We start from the raw sequence: 21,124 nt of genomic DNA, 5'->3' as shown, positions 1-21,124 counted from the left end.
ATTGATTTAGTTAGTATCGATACCTAGGAGGTATGGTGGAGTTAAGGCATTTACGCTACTTTTGTGCGGTAGCGGAAGAAAAGAACATGACCAGAGCGGCCGAAAAGATATTCATGGCCCAGCCACCTTTAACAAGACAAATCAAACAGTTAGAGGAAGAGATTGGCGTTCAACTCATTCAGCGAGAAGCCCGTGGCATTACCCTAACCCCCGCTGGCGAATACTTCTGGAAACAGGCTCAACTCATACTTGAAAAGTTAGCTTCATGTGTTGAAGAAAGTCGGCGAATTGATGCAGGAAAAAAGCGAATTTTCAGAATTGGCTTTGTTCCATCCATTTTTTACGGGCAACTTCCTCAGCTTGTTAGGCGATTAAGACAGCAGCACAAAGTGGATGTTGAACTGCACGAAATGAAAACTGGTGAACAAATAGAAGCTCTCAAGTCAGGTAAAATTGATATGGGTTTTGGTCGGGTTGTGATGCCATCACTAGAAGCCGATGTGACACAGAAGTTGTTGTTCAGCGAGCCTATCCTTGCCGCTCTACCTATCCATCATCCACTTGCTAATGACGATGTTGATATGGCAGAGCTCGCAACACTGCCGTTAATTACTTACCCAGGTGGTAAGCCTCCAACGTTCGCTAACATCTGTTTGGATCTGTTTGCCAGTCGCGGGTTGAGAGTCAGAGTTGCCCAACAAGTTAATGATATAGGTACTGCACTGGGTCTTGTTGCCTCAGATATGGGCTTCACCCTTGTGCCTGAACAAGTGATGCGCATGAATAGAGATGGTGTAGCGTTTGTTCGGCTTAAAGACGACGGCATAAACAGCCCGGTGTTTCTCAGTAAACGTGAGGAAGCCGAAGATGACATTATGGCTGCGGCCATGGTGATATTAGATGAGTTGGTGCAAAACCGAATAGAAGGTCGCTACCCCTAAAAGGGGTTAGCGCAGATCTTGTTTTATTTGTTCAGCAGCATGCTTAAGTACTGGAATACAATGCTCGGTGATGGTCTCTAAGCTCACCCTTAATGCATTGGTACTTAAGTTCATCGCCCCCAGCAATTCACCTTTGCCACTAAATACAGGTACAGCAACCGAGCGCAACCCTGCTTCAAGCTCTTGATCAACAATACTAAAACCTTGTTGCTTAACCTTAATCAGTTCCTGTTCTAACGCCTGTGCAGTGGTAATACTCTTCTCAGTGTGTGGGTGTAACTGTGCTTCATTCACCCATGCTGTTAACTCTGAAGCGTCAAGATGTGCTGCAAGTACTCGTCCCATTGACGTATACGGTGCAGGCAGTCGAGTGCCCGTTGTTATGTTAATCGACATAAGACGATGTGATGCCGGAGAACGCGCCACGTACACAACTGACTGTCCATCTAACTTCCCAAGAGACGCCGACTCCCCTAATTCTGCGGTAATCGATTTAAGATAATGCTCAACCACTGCTATATAACCATTGCTGCTGGTATAAGCTTGCCCTAACGACAGCACTTTAGGTGCCAAGGCGAAGAGTCGCCCCTCGCGACGGATATAGCCAAGAGAATGCAATGTAAGCAAAAACCGACGGGCTTTAGCCCTATCAATTCCCATTTTTTCAGCTACTTGCGATAAGGTCATCTCTTTGTTTTGACCATCAAACGCCCCTAACACCTCTAGTCCGGTAGCAAGCGCGCTTATGTAATCGCGATGGGTTGACGGTATTTTTTCTTCACTCATGCACTTTGTCTCTTGTTGGTTCTTGCGAATTATTTCTTATTGTTTAACGAAGTGCCAGTTCTCTTATGAATTCAGCAACATAAATTGGTTTGACTGATCGTCCTAGCAATTTTTTAACATTTATTACTTGACCTAAACAATCAAAATTATTAATTTGTTCGCATTATGAATCAACATTCGTATTACGAACTTTTATTATGACACTATTTACAACACTTTCAAAAGCTATTGAAGATGGCGTTAAGAACGGCGACATCGTTGCATTAGAGGGATTTACTCACCTTATTCCTTTCGCCGCAGGGCATGAAATTATTCGCCAAGGACGCCGCAATCTCACATTGGTAAGAATGACCCCTGATCTTATCTACGATCAGCTAGTCGGTGCTGGGTGTGTGAGCAAACTTGTGTTTTCATGGGGAGGAAACCCAGGTGTAGGTTCTTTACACCGCGTACGTGACGCCATTGAGCACGGCTATCCGGCTCCGCTTGAAATTGAAGAGCACAGTCACGCAGCAATGGCGAATGCTTATGAAGCGGGCGCATCGGGCTTACCCATGGCGGTATTCAGAGGTTATGTAGGTAGTGATCTGCAGCACGTGAACCCCAACATCAAAACCGTTACTTGCCCATTTACTGGCGAAGCGCTTGCAGCGGTGCCATCTATTAAACCCGATGTGGGCATAGTCCATGCGCAAAAAGCAGACCGCGCAGGAAACGTACTCATTGAAGGTATTTTGGGGGTTCAAAAGGAAGTTGTGCTCTCTTCTCGCTACAGCATCGTCACCGTCGAAGAAATTGTGGACGACTTGGAAGCAAGTCCAAATAGCTGTGTACTTCCCGCTTGGACTATCAACGCCATTGCCACCGTACCGTTTGGCGCTAAACCGTCTTATACACATGGTTACTACCCGCGCGACAACAGTTACTACAAGAGGTGGGACAGCATAAGCCGAGAGCGCGAGCCATTTTTAAAGTGGCTAGATGAAGAAGTATTTCAAGCAGGAGAATAATCATGACCGAACAATATACTTCAGACGAAATGATGACGATTACCGCTGCCCGTGCCCTGAATAACAATTCGACTTGTTTTGTGGGCATTGGCTTACCAAGTGCTGCAGCGAACCTAGCACGCCTTACTCATGCCCCTGACATAACACTTATTTACGAGTCAGGTACCATAGAAACCAAACCGCAGGTTCTGCCCTTATCTATTGGTGATGGCGAACTTTGCGAGTCGGCACTTACCACCGTTTCGGTTCCCGAAATGTTCCGTTATTGGCTGCAAGGTGGTCATATTGATGTGGGCTTCCTTGGCACCGCACAAGTAGACCGATACGGCAACATTAACACCACAGTTATCGCTGCATCGCACAAAGACAGTGGCCCTGATGGCGCCCATAGTTATGCCAACCCTAAAGTTCGCCTTCCTGGCGGTGGCGGAGCACCAGAAATTTCAACCAATGCCAAAGAAGTGATCATCACCGTAAGGCATTCAAAGCGCACTTTTGTTAAAAATGTCGACTTCATTACCACATTGGGTTTTGGTCGAGACGGTCAAGGCCGCAAAGGCAAATCTACGCTGGGTAAAGGCCCAACTTTGGTGATTTCTGACCTTTGTATATTAAAGCCAGAAGATGAAACCAACGAACTTATTGTAGTGAGTTTGCACCCAGGCGTTACAAAGCAACAGGTAATTGATGCCAGTGGCTGGGACATTCGCTTTGCTGACACACTTCAAACCACTGACGAACCCACCAGCAGCGAAATCGAAGTATTAAGAGAACTAAAGCGCGTTACTGAAGCGGCGCACAGCCAAACGGAGACTGCGTAATGAACGTTTATTTATGTAACCCCAACCGCTCTGCCATTGGACGTTATGCTGGTGGGCTAGCCAACATTCGCCCTGATGATTTGCTTGCACAAGTTATTCGTACAGTACTGGCGCAGTGCCCTCAACTACCAGCAGAAAGCATTGATGATGCGTTTTTCGGCTGTGCCAACCAAGCCGGTGAAGACAACCGAAACGTTGCTAGAATGGCCACGTTACTTGCAGGCGTGCCATTTTCGGTACCAGCCACCACAATTAATCGTTTGTGTGGCTCTGGTATGGATGCCATTGGCCTTGCTTACCGTTCTATTGCAGCAGGTGAAGCAGACCTTATTCTTGCTGGCGGCGTTGAGTCTATGTCGCGAGCTCCATTTGTGATGGGCAAAGCCCAAAGCGGATTTGACCGCTCACAAATACTTGAAGATACCACCATGGGTTGGCGCTTCATTAACCCTGCGTTAAAGCAGCAGTACGGCACTGAAACCATGCCTGAGACTGCAGAAAATGTAGCAGCGAAATTCTCGATTAGCCGAGAAGCACAAGACAACTTTGCGTATCAATCTCAGCAAAAAGCGGCTGCAGCCCAAGCGTCTGGCCGTTTTGCTAAAGAAATAACTCCTGTGACCTTTCAGCCTAGAAGAGGCGATGCCATCGTCATCGACAAAGATGAACACATACGCCCTCAAACTACATTAGAGGCATTGGCAAAACTAAAAGCTCCGTTTCGTGAAAATGGCTCGGTTACCGCAGGTAATGCATCGGGCATTAACGATGGCGCATCTGCCATGCTTGTAGCAAGTGAAGCAGCCGTTGAACGCTATAACTTAACGCCTGTTGCTCAAATTAAAGGGATGGCTACCGCTGGCGTTGAACCCACTATCATGGGTATAGGCCCAGTACCTGCAATTAATAAATTGCTTGCAAAACAAAAGTTGACCCTAGACGATATTGGCACTATTGAACTTAATGAAGCATTTGCAGCGCAAGCATTAGCCTGTATGCAGGAACTTGGACTTAGTGCAGATGATCCAAGAGTGAACCCCAATGGCGGCGCCATCGCACTTGGCCATCCACTCGGTATGTCGGGGACACGCCTGCTGCATACCGCCGCATTACAATTTGAACAAACCTCGGCCGATTATGCACTATGCAGTATGTGTATTGGTGTTGGCCAAGGTATAGCGACACTGCTAAAACGCATTTAGGAACTCAACATGGCGACAATTTCAGAGCAAGGTATTCACTACCAGTTCATTGAGACTAAGCACAAACCTGTTTTAGTGCTAGCTCACCCATTGGGTATGAATATGCGTGTATGGGACTACTTGGTACCAGACTTAATGGTGAACTTCAGTATTTTGCGGTATGACCTACCTGGACATGGTGACAGTGTAGCGTTCCCCGCCAATACGAAAAGCCTTGGCGAATCACAGTTAGTTGACGACTTATTAACCCTATGTAGCTCTCTAGGTATAGATAAGTTTCATTTCATGGGCACGTCAATTGGCGGAATGTTGGGGCAACAGCTATTAATTTCCCATCCAGAACGCTTGTTAAGCACCATGTTAACTAATACTGGTATGAAAATAGGTTCCACTGAAGCATGGCTGGAGCGCCAGAAAAATGTGACTCAGCAAGGGCTTGAAACCCTCGCAGCCAGCTTAGTTCCAAGATGGTTTAGCCCGATTAGTACTAAACGTTTCCCCACGTTACTGTCTCAATGGGAAGGATCACTCGCGAACGTTGACGATCACTCTTACGGTTTATTGTGTGCGTGGTTAGGCGAAAGAGACACACATACACAGCTTAAACCTAATGGTGCACCTATTTTGCTTATTGCAGGTGAAGATGATGTCGCTACACCCACTTCATCATTACAAGCATTGGGAGAAACCCTTAGTGCACCTGTGACTGAATTAAAACAAACTGGACATGTACCTTCTGTTGAAGCTTGTCGCGAGTTTACTTCTTTGATAAAGGAGCACTTTTCAAAGAGAGATATCTAATGCTTTTAAATGTTTGGAACAGAGCGCGCGGCTAGTAACTAAAGAGCAATGTAAATTAGAAAATCTTATATTGAGAGTTTGCCCTGTGTATAACCGTGCACCGAACAAAGGTATACGTTGAGGTACGCAATTTAGCCCTAGTTCTATTCGTAATATTACGGGTATGGAGTAACTTTGATTCAAAAATTAAATTTCTTCTGCTAAATAGCCTACTCGAACAACTACTACTCCAGTGCAGTTCCCTCTATTAGCATAGTTATTCTTTAGTTAGCGATTCATGTCTCACGATTTTTTACGCTACTTGTTATCGAAATGTCGTTAAAAAAGTATAGGCGCGTTTATTCGGAGCTCATCTTTGTCTAGATCGTAAGGGACTACGTGTAAAAGTAAACCTGGTTTAAATTCAAATGATGGAAGAGATTCAAGAAAATTTTCATTTTTAGGATAAATAAGCACTAGAGAGCCCTGCCCTTTGAGATACTTCTCACCGTAAGCGAATAACTGATACATATCTGATTGTGCTAGATAATATTTGTCTTTCGATGTATTAAGATTTTCGTTAATTATCTTCCACTTAGTATCAGCAATAACAGCTATCTCACCATTGTCATAAATAGCGATATCTGGGCGCAAGTTGAACCAATTCTGTCCATTATGGCTTGTGAGTGACTCTCCTTTTATTTGGCCTTTTACTGAGAACCGACTCGGTAATAATTTGCTTAGTTTCTTCTCTACATATCGCTCAAACAAGACTTCCATAGGAAACAAAAATGATACCCCCTCCGTATTGCCAGACATGGTAAGCGGAGACTCGTTGAAAAGTATTAATTTGCACCAGGATTCTAAATTTCGATAGTGAGTTAGATTTCTGTCCTTCGACCAACGCTTAAAATCTTCATTGTGGTTATTTGATTTATTCACACCATCAAAGGCAAAGATAAGTTCTCTCGCTAGACGCTGATTTTGTGAACTTCTTGTCCATCTCGAAACAGTATTAACAGCAGACAAAATAAGCCTGTTTTCAGCTCTATTAACAGAAAAAGTATCGTAGGAAATTTGAAAGATATGATCTCTTCCAGGCCGTTGTCGCATCTGTTTGACTGTGTTCAACCGTCCTTTCAAAAAGCTTCTTTGAGCATCAACACGTTGATATTCACTACGCAAACCTTTTTTTAGTAGAAGAGAAACCTGTGACAAAAACTGTGAAATCAGCACTTCAATTAATGGCTGATTTACCACTTGAAGATGGGCATTATTGAATTGCTCTAGCTTTAAGTTTTCAACAGCTGCCAACATTTTCAGTAGCGTTTTTCTTGAGGCCTCTATTGACGTTTGGTCACTGTAGATTTTCGGCAGAATCTCTATACGTGTACCGCACGGAGTGTCAAGTACACCGACAAAGTTAACAACTTGCAACGCGAGCTTCTTACCCATTCGCTTTACACGAACAAGCTCTCTACCAGCTATGCTTAAGCCGTTACTCATCAACCAATTAAACGCCGAAGTCGATACTTCTGCATGATCAGGTATAGCGTTGTTACCGGCTTCTACCAGTAATCCATATTCCTTAACCTGAACAAAAGATTTAACGTGGTTCATAACACGCTATATAGGCATCTGGATTGGTCAAAGCATAATCATTTCTTACAAACGCTTGCACCCCATTGGGCTCCCACTCACTTCCCATTAGTTCTGCAATTTCGCTCGTAGAATATTTCTCGATAATGAATCTATTATCGCTTTCAGCTTTATTACTTGCGGCTTTGAGATGGTCTCCTAACACTTGCCCAACCCTTTCCCAGTCTTCAAAGAAATACTCTTCCAATAGAGGCAAGATTTGAAGTTCAAATATTTCCCCTAACTTCTCAATAGTCGGCTCACTAATAAGAGGAAGAAAGAAACTGTGTCCTATAGTGTGCTCGCGATCGAACAACAATTCGATTCGTTGATTAATTGCTTTAGCTAGGCGCGAAATATCAATTCCCTGAATTTTGGGGATTGATTTTAGTAGCTCATAGTCAGGCATCATTTCAACAAATTCAAACCGCCGCCGAAGTGCAATGTCTACCTGAGCTAACGACTTGTCAGCTGTATTCATTGTTCCGAGTAGATAGAGGTTTGAAGGCACACTAAATGGCTTTTTGGTATACGGAAGAGTCACAGATAAAGCATCTGGTTCACCTGCTCTTTTACTCGGCTTAATCAAAGTAATTAACTCACCAAAAATGTTGGCTATATTCCCTCGATTAATTTCGTCGATAATCAGTACCCTATTGTCACTGGACACCCGATCACCAAAAGAAAGTCCATTATCAATAATGTAAGCAACTAGTTGAGCCAATAAATTGCTGTAACCATTAACTAGGTATTTCTCTAAGTTCATTTCTACTTTGTCGAATAACGTCTTATTTTTTATGTCTTCAGTAGTACTTTTACCATTTTTCACCAAGTCAACGAGCTCATTAATAATACTCATTGGTAACGGTAACCGAGAGCCATTAGGTTTCTTAAACTCAATGACTTCACTACTTATCGACGTAACTGCGTACCCAGAGATGTTCGATCCAACCGCTAAACTACCTTTTGCTTCGCCCCCGGTCAGTAAAGCCTGTAGTTTTGTTAAATCCAGAGTTGGTGGCTTTAAACTATAAATAGTTTGCTGCGAAAGATTTTTACTGAATAGCTCACTTGTTGGTAGAGACGGGGAATAAACTTTTAACCATCGAACTTTTCTTAGCTGGCAATAGTGACCAGTTTCATTTTCTTCGAAGTAATATTCACTAGTCACTTCAGCTATGGCTCTAAACTTTTGGTTTCCATCTGAAACAATGACTAAATCGCCAACATTCATATGGTTTTTAAAGTAGTTGATAGAAGTTACGTTGTAATCGTAGCTTTCGTTTCTATCGTAAAGCCAGCATCACGGTATAGTTTAGTAATCTCTTTTCTGGAATCTGCTCCCGAAAAGTCTATCGTACCGCCATAACCTAAAGCGATATAATTATGTTCAATACAATGATCATAAACATATGCATCCTCACCTTGGGTGTTGCCTAAGGACATTTTCCAAACGTTCCGACTTGAGACATCGATAGAGAGATCACTCTCTTCAGTCACAACACGCGACGACGCAGCATCGCACATTTGCTTAAAAATACCTTCTTCTATGTCATAGCTTATTTTGCCATTTTCATCGGTATTAGCTTTGATGCCTTCAACAAAATCTTCGTAGCTAAAGCTCTGGTGAAAAGTAACAAAATTTATTCGATTAGATTTTACAAGCTCATCAAATCGCTGTTTTAAAGCAGCTCTGTTTTTTATATTTGTGGCCCAGAACTTTGGTTCAATGATCTCAATTGCTTTGCTTATTGTGGAATAAGTTTTTCCCGTTCCTGGTGGCCCATAAAGAATTGTATTAAGCGCTGCGGAAGATTTACTTGTTTGATAATGCTTTTCGTCATCAACGTCATCGTCATCGTCAAGGAGTAACATTGCTTTATGCTGCTTATACACGTCAAAGCCATATTCGATAACGTTTTTGCTTCCACGCTCAGCCATCAGTAATCGATATGCTTCTGGAAAAGTTGCTTTGGGTTTATTACTTATCTGTCGTAACGATTCAAGTTTGAATATATTTAAGAGGGCTGGGGTTCCCTGATTTTGATAAAGAAAAGCAACTTTCCATTTGAGTGTATCCCCCAAATCAATATTATCAATACCTTCAAGATCATCAGCCCCTACTAGTCGAATAATATCGATTAATTTAGCTTTTACGTTTTCAAAAGCGTCTTCTTCTGAATTACCAAACCGGCTAACCCAAGAATAAAGCTCTCCATGAGAGATGTGCTTCCTGTTACCTTTGGGCGGTTGTTTTCGCTTATAAATTCCAAATTTAGAAGCATCACCTCCTCTGATCGATCCTAATTCACGCGTTTTATGCTCTAACCAATAGGCAAAAGTGTCATAATTATCTACATCAATATATTCTTCTAACGTCAACTGGTTAATCTTTTCAACTGGCCAGCGCTCGAGGAATTGGTTTAGTAGGCTTTTTTGTTCTTCTAATGAAATTTCCATTACTGAGAAAAGTCCCTATTTTAATTGCAACATACTAACTTCGTTTCTTTGAACATAGCAATGCAGTGCTTTCAGCTTATTCTATTGCAAGCTACTTTTTAATCTATATACAGCCGCATTTCTTATATCCAGCTTCCCATTCTTTAAAGCGTTGTTCTAGAACTTTTTCGGCTCTCTCTTCTATGGCTAAAGGATCCAGTCTTATGATCACCCTTAAATCTCTCAATCTCCTTAAACGAATGACTCTTTGTTATTTAACGCAGTAGTACTATAACGGCAACCCACTTTCTTTAATCACTTAACCAATTGATTCAAAATAAATTTATACAATATTCCGTTAGTCCCCAACATAGTTACCAAAACACCACTAGTTGTTTAAAGTTTAAAGGTCACTAAAATAAACTACCAGTAAGCAATAAGCTTTATTCAATTTTTTTGGAGTTCTGAGATGACCACAACAAAGACAGGCAATGTACTAATTATTAATGCACACCAGTATTACCCTTTCTCGGAAGGCAAGCTAAACGCATCTTTCGTCGATAAAGCAGTAACGCTGCTTGAAGCTAAAGGCTATAACACTCGCGTAGTGACAATGGCCGAAGAACACAACGTTGAAGAACAGTTGGCCCATCATCAGTGGGCTGACATCGTTCTTCTACAGGCACCAATCAATTGGATGGGTGTGCCATGGTCATTCAAAAAATACATGGACGAAGTTTACACTGCGGGCATGGGTGGCGCCTTATGTGCTGGCGATGGTCGCGTTGCCGAATCACCGAAGAAAAACTACGGCACAGGCGGTACGCTTACCAATGTTAAATACATGATGTCTTTAACCTTCAATGCACCAGAAGAGTCATTCAACGACAACGAAGAGTTTTTTGAGGGTAAATCTGTAGACGATTTACTGTTTCCAATGCATATGAATTTTAAGTTCTTTGGCATGAAGCCAATGGAAACTTTCGCAAGCTTTGACGTGATGAAAAACGCCGATGTGGAAAACGATTTCAAACGTTTTGAAGCTCACATTCACAAGCATTTTTAAGGAATTATCATGAGTACTGAATACACCAATAAGTTACATGCGGGTTCTGCTTTTCCAGATATTTCGGCAAAGCTGTTAAATGGCGACACTAAAAAGTTAGCGACACCTGAGAACGGTCTTGACTGGAAAATGGTGGTAATTTACCGAGGGCAACATTGCCCACTTTGCACTCGATACCTCAATCAACTTGAAAGTGTTAGGGGTCACCTTGCCGAAACTAGCGTAGACCTTATTGCAGTGTCTGGCGACAGTAAAGCGCAGCTGGAAAGTCACCTGCCTAGGTTGGACATTAACTTTCCTATTGCGTACGGCTTAACGGTGGAGCAAATGGAGGAATTAGGCGTTTATATCTCTGATCCAAGGTCGCCTCAAGAAACTGATCACCCGTTTTCTGAACCCGCGCTGTTTGTTGTGAACAATGAAGGTAGTGTGCACGTCGCTGATATTTCTAACAACCCATTTGTTAGACCTGAGTTAGAGACATTAGTAAGTGGTTTGGGCTGGATTCGTAATCCTGATAACAACTACCCTATTCGCGGTATGCACAAATAAGCGCACTTATGAAGTTAGTGTCAGGGCTACTTGGCACTAACTTTATTATCTCGGCGCATACGCTTACTTATATTTACCCTTTCCCACCAGCAGACCAATTTAGAAACAATCTTTATTTGATTTTTATAGCGTAAACATTATATTAACGCTCGTCGAAAATTCGACATTCAAAATCAGAAAGGGAAATATAATGAAAAAAATAATTGGACTAGCTGCTGCAAGCCTTATTCTTACCTCAGGTTGTGCCACCATTCTTACCGAAGAAACACACAAAATAAACGTTACAACAACTAGCGGTGAAACGACTACAGTTACTGTTGACGGCATGTCTCAAACAGTGCCTGGCGTGGTTACTGTTAAGAAAGAGAACAAAGATAAAGTGCTAGTTGCTGACGATGCAAAATGTACCGACGTTAACCTGAACAAAGAAGTTGAATCTGCGTTTTTCATCAACATTCTTAGTGGCGGTGTATTCGGTTCATCTACCGATTACGGCTCAGACAAAATGTGGAAATACCAAGATTCAGTAAGCGTACCTTGTAAATAAGTTATGTTTACACGAATTCTAAAAGGAAGCATTCTTGCTTCCTTTTTTTTGATTTTCGCAGCTAATTCCACGGCCAGTGACGTTACTCAAACTAGCTACTCGAAAGTTGATAGCACAACGTTACAGCAAATAGCTAACAACCCATTGTGGCACCTATTGTTACAACTAAAAAATGGGAAGCCAATAACTAACGACACCTCTATTTATATATCAAAGTCGTTCGTCAGCCCGTTAGCCGAAGCGCAAGCTACCGTTGACCTTTTTCAGCGTAATACCCAAAATATTTGCAACTACCCTGCCCGTTTACGGTTGCTCAAGCGCTTCATACCCGAATTTGAATCTATTACCCCTACCGAGCACTGCGCAGAATATCGCAAATTTGTAGAAAGTGTTCCGGCCGATAGTATCATGCTAATTTACGCCTCAGAAAATGTTACATCTGCTAGCTCTATGATGGGGCATATTATGCTTCGTCTAGATGGAACTAACGATAAAGGCATTCCCGTTAAGCACGGTATTACGTTTTTTACAGAATTAGACTCTTTAAACGTTCCTCACATCATGTACGAAACATTGATGACAGGAAAAGAAGGCGTATTTAAGGTTGCTCCTTACCAAGAATTTGAGCAGTTTTATCTCTATGAAGAGCAAAGAAACATTTGGCGATATACGCTAGATTTCAACGAACAACAGCGCCACTTTGTGCAAGACTACATATGGGAATTGGGACAGCAGAGCCCCGCTTATTTTTTTCATATATTCAACTGTGCGACCGTAACTCAGTTGTTGGTAAATATTGCTCGTCCTGCTCATCTAAATCAGGTTGCAAGCTGGCTAACCCCTCTTGATGTTGTTAAGTTTGCACAAGCAAACTCTCTCGTTGCTTCAACCCAATTCGTACCTTCAAATAAGTGGGAAATAACGACGTTAGAAGAAAGCATCGGGAGTAAACGCGCGTCTGCCATATCTTCGCATTTAGCTCGCGCTCAGCTAGATTCATTATCACTTTCGTTTGTTGAAACCAAATACGCACTGGCGCTTAATCAGTACTTTAGGTCAGCACAAACAATTTCAGAACAGAAATATCAAAAGAACTCCGCTGAAATTGCAGCGTTTGACGCTAAATATAAACACCTTTCTTTAGACGTGTCTGAGCTCCCCGTTCCTTCCTCTCGCCAGCAAGAGGGTTATGTTGCTGCCGGTTTCACTCATCAAGACAGCCGTTCGTTCATGGCGTTTCGTGCTTTTCCTGTTGCAAGAAGGCTAGCCGACGATAACAGGAGCATGATTGGTGAAACCGAGCTTATCTTGGCCGACGTTGAGTTCAGAGTTGGCTTAGAGCAAAGCAACTTAGGTGATATCTATGTGGACAAGGCCATGCTTTACCAAATGGTGTCGCGGGTACCTGTTACACAAAATATAAGCAACTGGTCATCATCATTTAACATTGGAATAAATCGCGTGCTAACCGGCGAGCGAAAACGCAAACTTATTGTGCAATCGGAGTTTGGTTTAGGTTTTACACGTGAAGTAATGCAAGGTTTAGGGGTGTATAGCGACATCATTGTGGGTGCAGGCGCTAACAAGCACGAAGCATTTGTGTACGCCAAACCCGTTATTGGGCTATATGCATATACAAAACTGAATAGTAAATTGGCGGTTAACTTAAGTAGGACCTACAACCAATATGGAAGTGATGAGCCAATCGATGCAGTATCGTTTAGCTTGCACCAATATGGTTTCGAAAACATCGCGTTAGATTTTGAAGTGAATATACAGAAAGTTGCCGATGAATATGAATCTAGTGCAGCTTTTATGTTGGGTTATCGGTTTTAACATTTTTTTGGGGCTTTCGAAACGTAACATCTAAAGAGGGTTCTAAAAATGAAAAGTGTCAGTGGGGTGTAAAACTAAATTAAGACAACTTAAATGACAGCATCGAATTCACGTATTGGTATCTTTTGGATTTACCATGAAAGGCTAATATCTAGGTCTATATTATTGTCGAAAGCAAAGTACAGTAGTCTGGGTATTGCCGACACATGTTTTAGCCATATAAGTGTTTGGGAAACCGAGAAAGCTTACCTTCCAGAATTTCCTACACTTATGAATTCTGAGTATCAGATGTTCCCTCGTGGACGAGTTCTCTTTGAGAAGAGATGTGCTACGTTTAAAATTTTTGCTGATAGCACTATTATTAAAAATAAGTGCAGTAGAAAACTCATTATCGACACTTTTTCATTACAGGACGAAAAATGTAAATGGAAAAGAGATACTCACTATGCGGTCTTTTGAATCGCCTACTAGTGACTTTTATCTAACCTTTCAAACGCATAATCAATTTACCGGATACATTAACTCCTTTCGTTAGGTTGCAATAAGTATTCGCGAGCGAGGTGAAAGCACTTATGAAAATGGTGTTTTCTGTGAGTTACTTGATAACTAAACAAATAAAACCGATCAATATGGAAGAGACCTGAGCATGGAAGACAACCTACTCGTAAACTTAAGAAAGTATCGACCTAGAGATAAATCAGATCCATTAGAGAACTTTTTAACAGAGGCATTTGCGCACTTATTGAAAAATAGCAGCGAGGTTATGGTAGCTCTCTTAGAGGAGATTAATTCAAAATCAGCGCTCCCAAAAGCTTTCAATGCCAGTAGTTATGAGGTCTCGACGCAAGATAACTTTGACGGAAAGTTTCCTGACATGCTTGTTAAGTGGGACGACGTGGTAATAGTTTTCGAGCATAAAGTCTATTCTGAGTTGAGTAACTCTCAGCTCGATAATTACAGAGCCTATGCTGAAGAACATTTCAATTATCATTACGTTGTTCTTATAACTGCACGAGAGTATCAACATAAACAAAACCCCGACTGCGCTATTTGTTGGCATGATATTCACGAACTATTGGGTAAAATTAAGCCTTTAAAAAATGAAACAGCCAAATGGTACTTGGAGTCCTTCAAAGGGCTTCTTCAAGCAGAGGGATTGGGTAAGATATCTCCTATCAATCAATTGGCTATTACGCATTACCTTGAAGCTAAACAGCTAGAAGAACAAATGCGTTCGCTAATCAAGCAAGCCTCTCTTGAACATATCCGTTGGCCTTTAGCCCAATTTTTGGCACCTACTGTAAAAGATCGACTTTCCGCTGTTGAGCGTCGAATTGGAATAGAGTTTTGTAGTTTTGGAAATGAGCAGAAGCTTGATTGGAAGCCAGGTATTTTCTGCGGCTTTTTGGCTGATGGTGCTGACCATAAATTTGAACACATAACGGGCAAACACATGCACGTCGGATTAATCTTCGACTTTCAAAAATCGTTACATAACTCGCTCCAATCAAGCACTACTTTTAAAGGGCTTAGAAGCGAGATCGCAGAAAGAATTAACGAGTTAAATGCATCGAACGTTAGTTATTCGCCCCATGATAATAAGTGGAAAGTGATTGATAATTTGAGCGCTGATACAAATGCCGAAGTAAACCTTTATCACCCTTTCGCTGTTTTGATGCGCATGGATGCTTTTTTCTCTGAGTTACATGATTCTCCAGAGCAGCTTAATGAATTTATTCGTTCAATTAGTTTATTACAGGAGCTGCTTCTATCTTGTCCGAATTTCCAACCTTTCCTTGCAGAATTGAGTAAAAGTAAAGACGGATGATGTCTACTTTTTGAAAACAGATACTAAAGCAGGCCTATAGGCCTGCGTTCCTGACAAGGCTTCAAAAGCTAAAGCATTAATGGATGAAATGTGAAACCCGAAAGAGCGTCATAAATTCCAGAGGTAGAAAATTAAACACCACACAAAACTGTTTAAATATACAGTGCATTAATTTATCCTATTGAAGTGCTCTTCAATAGGATTTTTTATGCTCTCTCATTCTGAATTAAACCCGCAGCAGCAAGAAGCCGTGAATTACGGGTTGAGTTCCGTAGGAGTGGGCGAAACGGAGCTGAGCGATGAAACGCACCACCCGCTGTTAATTATTGCAGGCGCTGGTACAGGTAAAACTAACACCCTCGCCCACAAAACGGCACAGTTAATATTGCATGGTGTTGCGCCAGAGCGAATTTTACTGATGACGTTTGCGCGAAGGGCTTCGTCGGAATTAAGTTCACGGGCGAACCGCATAATAGAGCGAACCTTACGTGAGAAACAAAAGGCGTATCATCCGGTCACACTTCCTTGGATGGGCACTTTTCATTCAATCGCATCGCGACTGCTACGAGAGCACGCTTCACTCATCGGTTTAGATCCCGACTTTACGGTTATGGATCGTAACGACAGCGCGGATATGCTTGACTTGCTTCGCCACGAACTTGGCTTTAGCGGGGTAAATCGACGCTTTCCTAAAAAGAAAACGTGTTTGGACATTTACTCTCGTTGTGTGAACGCGCAAGCACCGCTTATCGACATACTCGATACTCATTTCCCCTATTGTAGCGAGTGGGAAGAAGAGCTGAACACGCTGTTTGCTCACTACGCGAAAACTAAAATTGAACAAGTGAGTTTAGACTATGACGACTTACTGCTTTACTGTTTTCACATGGCGCAGGTCGACGCTATTGCTCAAAAAGTAAGAGAGCAATTCGACAATGTGTTGGTAGACGAGTATCAGGACACCAACGTTCTTCAAGCTGGCATTCTAAAAGGTTTCTTCCCTACTGGTGAAGGTCTTACCGTTGTAGGCGATGACGCCCAATCAATTTATTCATTTCGCTCGGCCACGGTGGACAATATCCTTAACTTCCCCGACGCATTTTCCTTGCCTGGCAAAGTGATAACGCTACAACAGAATTATCGGTCACATCCGAACATATTGAACTTGTCTAATACCCTTCTTTCAGAAAGTGATGAAGGCTATAAGGTATCGTTGTTCAGCGAGCGTAAAAGCGGCCCTATGCCTAAGTGGGTAACCGTTGAAAACGACATGTTCCAAGCAGAGTATATTGTTGAGCGAGTTTTAGCAGCTCGTGAAGAAGGGGTCGATTTAAAACAACAGGCGGTGTTGTTTCGTTCAAGTTATCACAGCGATCGTCTAGAGCTTGAACTTACTCGACGTAATATCCCTTTCGTTAAACACGGTGGCCTTAAATTCCTAGAGGCTTCTCACGTAAAAGACATGCTTTGCATTTTACGTTGGGCAGATAACCCTAAACATAAAATATCAGCCTTTCGAGTGCTTAAGTTATTGCCTGGCATAGGTCCAAAGATAGCTGAGAGAGTGTTTAACGATTTAGAAAAGCACGACTTTGCATTGGGTAAATTGCGTAGCTTCGCACTTTCAGAGTCCGCGAAGCCTTCATTTCTTTCTCTTGTTGATTTGCTAGATAACGTGCACCACAACAACATTCCATGGACCGAGCAAACAAGCGCCATTGCAGAGTTTTACAAAGATTTGTTGGAAGCTAATTATGACGATCATTTCACACGTTTCGGCGATATTGAACAGCTCACAATGATCTCTGGGCAGTATTCATCGAGAGAGCGATTTTTAACTGAACTCACACTAGATCCACCGCAGAGCACAGGTGATCTGGCGGGCAAACCTTTGCTTGATGACGACTTTCTTATCTTGTCGACGGTGCATAGCGCTAAAGGGCAAGAGTGGAAGCATGTGTTCGTACTGAATGTTGCCGATGGCAATTTTCCCAACGAGTACGCAGCGGGCGATAAACGCGCTCTCGAAGAAGAGCGACGTTTGCTTTACGTAGCCATAACACGAGCGAAAGATGAACTAAGCTTGATTCAGCCTCTGAAATATTGGGTGCCAGAGCAACAAAAGTTTGGTGACAAGCATGTATACGGTGCCAAGAGCCGTTTCTTTACCGATGCTGTTTGCGCTTGCATGGAACCCATTGCTTACCCTAAGCGCACTGCTTCAGCCAGTGAAAAGAAGATAGCTAAAGGCGCTATAGCCGATATAAAGAAAAATATTCTTGGGATGTGGAACAATACCAGTCCGCATAGATAACTCTCCCCTCAGCGAGAGTTAAAATGTTCATAATCAAGGCGTGTTACCGCAGGTAGAGTGGTTCTACATCAAAGTGACACAATAAAGAGTACGGACATTTAAAGAAAAATGACGCGCCCCGTCATAACACTGAAATAAACTCCCTGTAGCGTGAAGTATTCAGTGAAAGAGTCTTCAACGGCTCAGCTTCAAAAACGCTAAATGCTCCAATACGAGTTTTCATGAAGAAATTGAAACGCTATCAATATGAAAGATATGCCATTCTCTGCCAACTCGCCTACCCTGATGCCGACGAGCAATACCAAAAAATCTTAGATCCTTTTTATGAACGCCAGCTAGTCGATAAGTACGGCAGAATGAGCGTAAGAATCTTGTGGGTCGAGAATAAAAAAGAGGTCATTATTGTTTTTCGCGGATCATTGGGGGTAAGAGATTGGCTAGCGAATTTATTCTTCATCCCAAACAAACTCAATCAGTTAAACAGAAAATTCTGGGTCCACTGGGGGTTTGCGCGGCTATTGGCTCAACCTATGTATTCCAGCACTAAGACATCTAATGAAGCATTACCACTGAGAGAGCTACTTGTAAAAGTGCTTGAACCACTTAGGCAGCAAGGCAAGCGCTTTACATTCATTGGCCATTCGTCCGGCGGCGCAGTAGCGGTATTAATGGCTGATTACTTTGAGCGTTTATACGCAAAGTCAGTAAAAAGGGTAGTGACTTTCGGACAGCCCGCAGTGGGCACGCGCTCTTGGTATAAGCACTACACGCTACACCATAGAACGTATCGCATTTGCTGCGATTTAGATGTAATAACCTTTATGCCGCCCTTCCCTTTTTACTTCTGGCACGTTGGCAAGATGCTGTGGCTGCACGATGATAAAATTTACGAAAACACGCCTACCCATAAACGCTTTTTGATGTCGCTTCACAGCTGGTTGTTACGCCCAATTACCTATCACTACATGCGAAAGTATATCCGCAACAAGTCGCTTTTCGATGAGCATTAGAACGATCATTTTCGACCTACAGTGCGTAACTTAAAGGTACTTGATTATTCAATCCCGCACAGTACTGCGTAAGAGGTAGGCTTAAAGAAATGTCTTCACTGTCAATCAAACGAGCAAAAGCGGCACTCAAGAACGCGTTTATCGGCGACGCGTTGGCTATGCCGGTACATTGGTATTACAACCCAGCAGATATTTATAAGGCATTTCCGTTAGGGATAGAGCAATTTGAGGATGCGCCATCGTTTCATCCGTCTTCAATAATGTCGCTACATTCCACGCAGCACGGTGGGCGCGCGAATAAGGCATCTGCAAATCAAAAAGAGATAGTGGGCGACGTTATTCTCAAAGGTAAAAGGCAGTATTGGGGTAAGAACAACATTCATTACCATCATGGTATGAAAGCGGGAGAAAATACACTCAATGCACATTGCGCGCGTATCGTTTTATCATGCGCACTTAAAGGGTATGACGAAAACGAGTTTTTAACTCAATATATTAGCTTTATGCGCGCTGATGAACCCAAACACCCTGACACATACGCTGAGTCTTATCACAGAGGTTTTTTTGCAAACTTAGAACAAGGTACACCAGCACACAAATGTGGGGCGCTTACACATGATACGGCTTCAATAGGCGCTTTTGTGTCGGTAACACCTCTAGCGGTAGTAGAAGCAAGCAAAAGCACAGCCCTTGAGGACATCAAACGTCTGTGTCGTAGTCACCTTTATTTAACTCACCCGGATGAGTCTTTAGCATCGGTGTGCGATTTCTATGTTGAGTTAATCTACAAATTAGTGCATCGCGAAGGTGAATCACCCAAGGCCATTTTAGAAGATATTGCCCGTAAATCTGCGCACATGAATTTGGCTGCGATTGCGGCAAAAAACAAAAGCGATATCGAGATTGTTGGGCGTATGTATTCGCCAGCGTGTTATATCTCAGACGCGTGGCCCGCCGTTTTGTACTTCGCTTACCGTTATGCTGATACGCATAAGAAGGCGTTGATTGCGAACACCAACGTGGGGGGCGACAACGTGCACCGCAGTTTTGTATTGGGGGCCATAATGGGGCTAATTCAGGCGACAGAAATATCCCAATGGTTTAGTGAATTAGCTGACAAAAAGGACTTGGAAGCGCTAATTAACCTTCTTGATGAACGGTAACTAAGACACAAAAGTCTGGTAAACCCAGTCGCAAAATGAGCAAATGGCATTCACTGTCCGGTAGCGTATTCGCGCAAAAGCGCCTTACAACGCAACCGTTTCCCCTATTCTCGCCGCCTTAAATATAGCGTTCACAATGCGGATATCGGCCAGACCTTCATTGCCAGTCACCATAGGTTGTTGTCCATTTAATATGGCCAGTGCATCGTTATCCATTTGCAGCGTTTGCTGCATACCGTTTATAGGAGCCAGCGTTTTTCCATCAGACGTGGTGCCCGTTACCCCGCTGTAGCTCTGCATGGGTTTAAGTTGATACCAGCCCTTTTCACAATCAGCTTTAAAATGGTTAAACCCTTTCACTACACTGGTACCGCAATCGGCCACTAGTCCGTCGCCAAAATCCATCGTAAACAAGGTCGTTTCATCAACCTCAGTAAACTTCTCTGGAAAGCGCTGTGGTGGATGACTTCCCGTTACCGCTAATGGCTCACGGCCCGTTAAAAAGCGCGCGCCGTTTATCGCGTAAACGCCCATATCATAGAGTGCACCGCCGCCCATGTGCTTTTTCATTCGCCAGTTGTCAGGCGCTCTTCCTTGTCCTGCATAACCAGCGAAGCTCGATACCGCGGTCAAGTTTCCATACGGCTTAGTTTCAAGATACTGATGAAAAGTGCGAGTATTGGGTTCGTGCTGCATGCGATAGCCTATCGACAACTGCACGCCATTTTTGTTACACGCATCTATGATAGCTTGGCATTCCTCGCTATCCATGGCCATTGGCTTTTCACACCACACATGCTTTCCGGTATTTGCGGCTTGTACCGCAAAGTCCTTGTGTGTGCCAGTAGGCGTTACAACGTAAATAACGTCAATATCGTCATTATTCGCAATATCTGCCATGGTGCTGTACGTGTACACATTACTGTCTTTAATGCCGTACTTTTGCTGCCACTGCGGGATCTTACTCTCGCTCCCCGTGATTATCCCCCGTAATTCACAGTGTTTAGTGTCCTGTAAGGCAGGGGCGAGTAAATTTGTGCTGTAATTGCCCAACCCTAACAGCGCCACGCCTATTTTCTTTTTCGAAGGCTGTGCCATTAAATAAGGACTGTGCGCAACCAGCAAACCTGAACCTGCCAATTGAAGGAAGTGACGACGAGTAATGCGGGGCATTAGTACTCTCCATTAAGA

Annotated in this window: 18 protein-coding genes; 13 read left to right on the top strand and 5 right to left on the bottom strand. The window is 42.9% G+C overall.

Translation table 11 applies throughout. The features are described from left to right. The first annotated feature begins 32 nt into the window (after positions 1-32). A complete protein-coding gene (locus tag MHN00_RS04930; protein ID WP_273071977.1) occupies positions 33-941 on the top strand; it encodes a LysR family transcriptional regulator in 909 nt (302 codons plus the stop codon). A 6-nt stretch (positions 942-947) separates the two neighbouring features. On the opposite strand, the gene MHN00_RS04925 is transcribed toward MHN00_RS04930, so the two are convergent. After that, positions 948-1,727, bottom strand: coding sequence for an IclR family transcriptional regulator C-terminal domain-containing protein (locus tag MHN00_RS04925; RefSeq protein WP_014977320.1), 780 nt, complete (start codon positions 1,725-1,727; stop codon positions 948-950). A gap of 197 nt (positions 1,728-1,924) precedes the next feature. Between MHN00_RS04925 and MHN00_RS04920 the strand changes: the two genes are divergently transcribed. From MHN00_RS04920 to MHN00_RS04905, 4 genes are read left to right on the top strand one after another with little or no spacing between them, the layout of a single operon-like run. Next, complete coding sequence (locus tag MHN00_RS04920; RefSeq protein WP_239300518.1) at positions 1,925-2,737, top strand: CoA-transferase; 813 nt, start codon at positions 1,925-1,927, stop codon at positions 2,735-2,737. 2 nt (positions 2,738-2,739) lie between these two features. Then, positions 2,740-3,558 carry a CoA-transferase subunit beta gene (locus tag MHN00_RS04915; RefSeq protein WP_014977322.1) on the top strand — a complete coding sequence of 273 codons (819 nt, stop codon included), beginning with the start codon at positions 2,740-2,742 and terminating at the stop codon, positions 3,556-3,558. Continuing rightward, positions 3,558-4,760 carry a 3-oxoadipyl-CoA thiolase gene (gene pcaF, locus MHN00_RS04910; RefSeq protein ID WP_239300516.1) on the top strand — a complete coding sequence of 401 codons (1,203 nt, stop codon included), beginning with the start codon at positions 3,558-3,560 and terminating at the stop codon, positions 4,758-4,760. The genes MHN00_RS04915 and pcaF overlap by 1 nt, the downstream gene beginning before the upstream one ends. Before the next feature lie 9 nt (positions 4,761-4,769). Beyond that, positions 4,770-5,561 (top strand): alpha/beta fold hydrolase, encoded by a 792-nt coding sequence (locus MHN00_RS04905; protein ID WP_239300514.1) that lies wholly within the window; start codon positions 4,770-4,772, stop codon positions 5,559-5,561. Positions 5,562-5,879: 318 nt separating this feature from the next. Here the strand turns inward: MHN00_RS04905 and MHN00_RS04900 are convergent, their stop codons facing one another. From MHN00_RS04900 to MHN00_RS04890, 3 genes are read right to left on the bottom strand one after another with little or no spacing between them, the layout of a single operon-like run. After that, entirely contained in the window at positions 5,880-7,160 is a 1,281-nt protein-coding gene (locus MHN00_RS04900) for an McrC family protein (protein WP_239300512.1), read from the bottom strand. Further along, entirely contained in the window at positions 7,147-8,412 is a 1,266-nt protein-coding gene (locus tag MHN00_RS04895) for an AAA family ATPase (RefSeq protein WP_239300510.1), read from the bottom strand. Before MHN00_RS04895 ends, MHN00_RS04900 begins: the two co-directional genes overlap by 14 nt. Before the next feature lie 26 nt (positions 8,413-8,438). Further along, a complete protein-coding gene (locus MHN00_RS04890) occupies positions 8,439-9,638 on the bottom strand; it encodes a hypothetical protein (RefSeq protein ID WP_239300508.1) in 1,200 nt (399 codons plus the stop codon). 448 nt (positions 9,639-10,086) lie between these two features. Between MHN00_RS04890 and MHN00_RS04885 the strand changes: the two genes are divergently transcribed. The 8 genes from MHN00_RS04885 to MHN00_RS04850 all read left to right on the top strand — a co-directional run bounded on the left by MHN00_RS04885 (position 10,087) and on the right by MHN00_RS04850 (position 19,933). Beyond that, a complete protein-coding gene (locus MHN00_RS04885; RefSeq protein WP_039226100.1) occupies positions 10,087-10,683 on the top strand; it encodes an NAD(P)H-dependent oxidoreductase in 597 nt (198 codons plus the stop codon). Positions 10,684-10,692: 9 nt separating this feature from the next. Next, the gene (locus tag MHN00_RS04880; protein WP_239300506.1) at positions 10,693-11,235 is read left to right on the top strand and encodes a redoxin domain-containing protein; all 543 of its coding nucleotides are present in this window, start codon (positions 10,693-10,695) and stop codon (positions 11,233-11,235) included. Between the two features lie 190 nt (positions 11,236-11,425). Next, positions 11,426-11,782, top strand: a complete 357-nt coding sequence (locus MHN00_RS04875) for a hypothetical protein (RefSeq protein ID WP_014950617.1) — start codon at positions 11,426-11,428, stop codon at positions 11,780-11,782. 3 nt (positions 11,783-11,785) lie between these two features. Then, on the top strand, positions 11,786-13,618 hold the full coding sequence (locus MHN00_RS04870) for a DUF4105 domain-containing protein (RefSeq protein ID WP_239300504.1): 1,833 nt from the start codon (positions 11,786-11,788) through the stop codon (positions 13,616-13,618). A gap of 646 nt (positions 13,619-14,264) precedes the next feature. Then, positions 14,265-15,446, top strand: a complete 1,182-nt coding sequence (locus MHN00_RS04865) for a PD-(D/E)XK nuclease family protein (RefSeq protein WP_239300502.1) — start codon at positions 14,265-14,267, stop codon at positions 15,444-15,446. Between the two features lie 208 nt (positions 15,447-15,654). Continuing rightward, a complete protein-coding gene (locus MHN00_RS04860) occupies positions 15,655-17,760 on the top strand; it encodes an ATP-dependent helicase (protein ID WP_239300500.1) in 2,106 nt (701 codons plus the stop codon). 221 nt (positions 17,761-17,981) lie between these two features. Then, the gene (locus tag MHN00_RS04855; protein ID WP_014950619.1) at positions 17,982-18,770 is read left to right on the top strand and encodes a lipase; all 789 of its coding nucleotides are present in this window, start codon (positions 17,982-17,984) and stop codon (positions 18,768-18,770) included. A gap of 89 nt (positions 18,771-18,859) precedes the next feature. Further along, positions 18,860-19,933 (top strand): ADP-ribosylglycohydrolase family protein, encoded by a 1,074-nt coding sequence (locus MHN00_RS04850; protein WP_239300498.1) that lies wholly within the window; start codon positions 18,860-18,862, stop codon positions 19,931-19,933. A gap of 84 nt (positions 19,934-20,017) precedes the next feature. Here the strand turns inward: MHN00_RS04850 and MHN00_RS04845 are convergent, their stop codons facing one another. Next, positions 20,018-21,106: a Gfo/Idh/MocA family oxidoreductase gene (locus MHN00_RS04845; protein ID WP_239300496.1), complete on the bottom strand. Its 1,089-nt coding sequence runs from the start codon at positions 21,104-21,106 to the stop codon at positions 20,018-20,020. Between the last annotated feature and the right edge of the window lie 18 nt (positions 21,107-21,124).

The sequence above is a fragment of the Alteromonas sp. Cnat2-8 genome, assembly GCF_022348355.1.
Lineage (GTDB): Bacteria > Pseudomonadota > Gammaproteobacteria > Enterobacterales > Alteromonadaceae > Alteromonas > Alteromonas macleodii.
Note: the sequence above shows the minus strand (reverse complement) of the source record. Positions and strands in the feature narration are given on the sequence as shown.

Bases quoted from the DNA above. Each gene is read 5' to 3' on its own strand.
- MHN00_RS04880 (WP_239300506.1), top strand. From the start codon at position 10,693: ATGAGTACTGAATACACCAATAAGTTACATGCGGGTTCTGCTTTTCCA.
- MHN00_RS04900 (WP_239300512.1), bottom strand. From the start codon at position 7,160: ATGAACCACGTTAAATCTTTTGTTCAGGTTAAGGAATATGGATTACTG.
- MHN00_RS04915 (WP_014977322.1), top strand. From the start codon at position 2,740: ATGACCGAACAATATACTTCAGACGAAATGATGACGATTACCGCTGCC.
- MHN00_RS04905 (WP_239300514.1), top strand. From the start codon at position 4,770: ATGGCGACAATTTCAGAGCAAGGTATTCACTACCAGTTCATTGAGACT.
- MHN00_RS04925 (WP_014977320.1), bottom strand. From the start codon at position 1,727: ATGAGTGAAGAAAAAATACCGTCAACCCATCGCGATTACATAAGCGCG.
- MHN00_RS04890 (WP_239300508.1), bottom strand. From the start codon at position 9,638: ATGGAAATTTCATTAGAAGAACAAAAAAGCCTACTAAACCAATTCCTC.
- MHN00_RS04870 (WP_239300504.1), top strand. From the start codon at position 11,786: ATGTTTACACGAATTCTAAAAGGAAGCATTCTTGCTTCCTTTTTTTTG.
- MHN00_RS04895 (WP_239300510.1), bottom strand. From the start codon at position 8,412: ATGAATGTTGGCGATTTAGTCATTGTTTCAGATGGAAACCAAAAGTTT.
- pcaF (WP_239300516.1), top strand. From the start codon at position 3,558: ATGAACGTTTATTTATGTAACCCCAACCGCTCTGCCATTGGACGTTAT.
- MHN00_RS04850 (WP_239300498.1), top strand. From the start codon at position 18,860: ATGTCTTCACTGTCAATCAAACGAGCAAAAGCGGCACTCAAGAACGCG.
- MHN00_RS04845 (WP_239300496.1), bottom strand. From the start codon at position 21,106: ATGCCCCGCATTACTCGTCGTCACTTCCTTCAATTGGCAGGTTCAGGT.
- MHN00_RS04885 (WP_039226100.1), top strand. From the start codon at position 10,087: ATGACCACAACAAAGACAGGCAATGTACTAATTATTAATGCACACCAG.
- MHN00_RS04920 (WP_239300518.1), top strand. From the start codon at position 1,925: ATGACACTATTTACAACACTTTCAAAAGCTATTGAAGATGGCGTTAAG.
- MHN00_RS04860 (WP_239300500.1), top strand. From the start codon at position 15,655: ATGCTCTCTCATTCTGAATTAAACCCGCAGCAGCAAGAAGCCGTGAAT.
- MHN00_RS04930 (WP_273071977.1), top strand. From the start codon at position 33: ATGGTGGAGTTAAGGCATTTACGCTACTTTTGTGCGGTAGCGGAAGAA.
- MHN00_RS04855 (WP_014950619.1), top strand. From the start codon at position 17,982: ATGAAGAAATTGAAACGCTATCAATATGAAAGATATGCCATTCTCTGC.
- MHN00_RS04865 (WP_239300502.1), top strand. From the start codon at position 14,265: ATGGAAGACAACCTACTCGTAAACTTAAGAAAGTATCGACCTAGAGAT.
- MHN00_RS04875 (WP_014950617.1), top strand. From the start codon at position 11,426: ATGAAAAAAATAATTGGACTAGCTGCTGCAAGCCTTATTCTTACCTCA.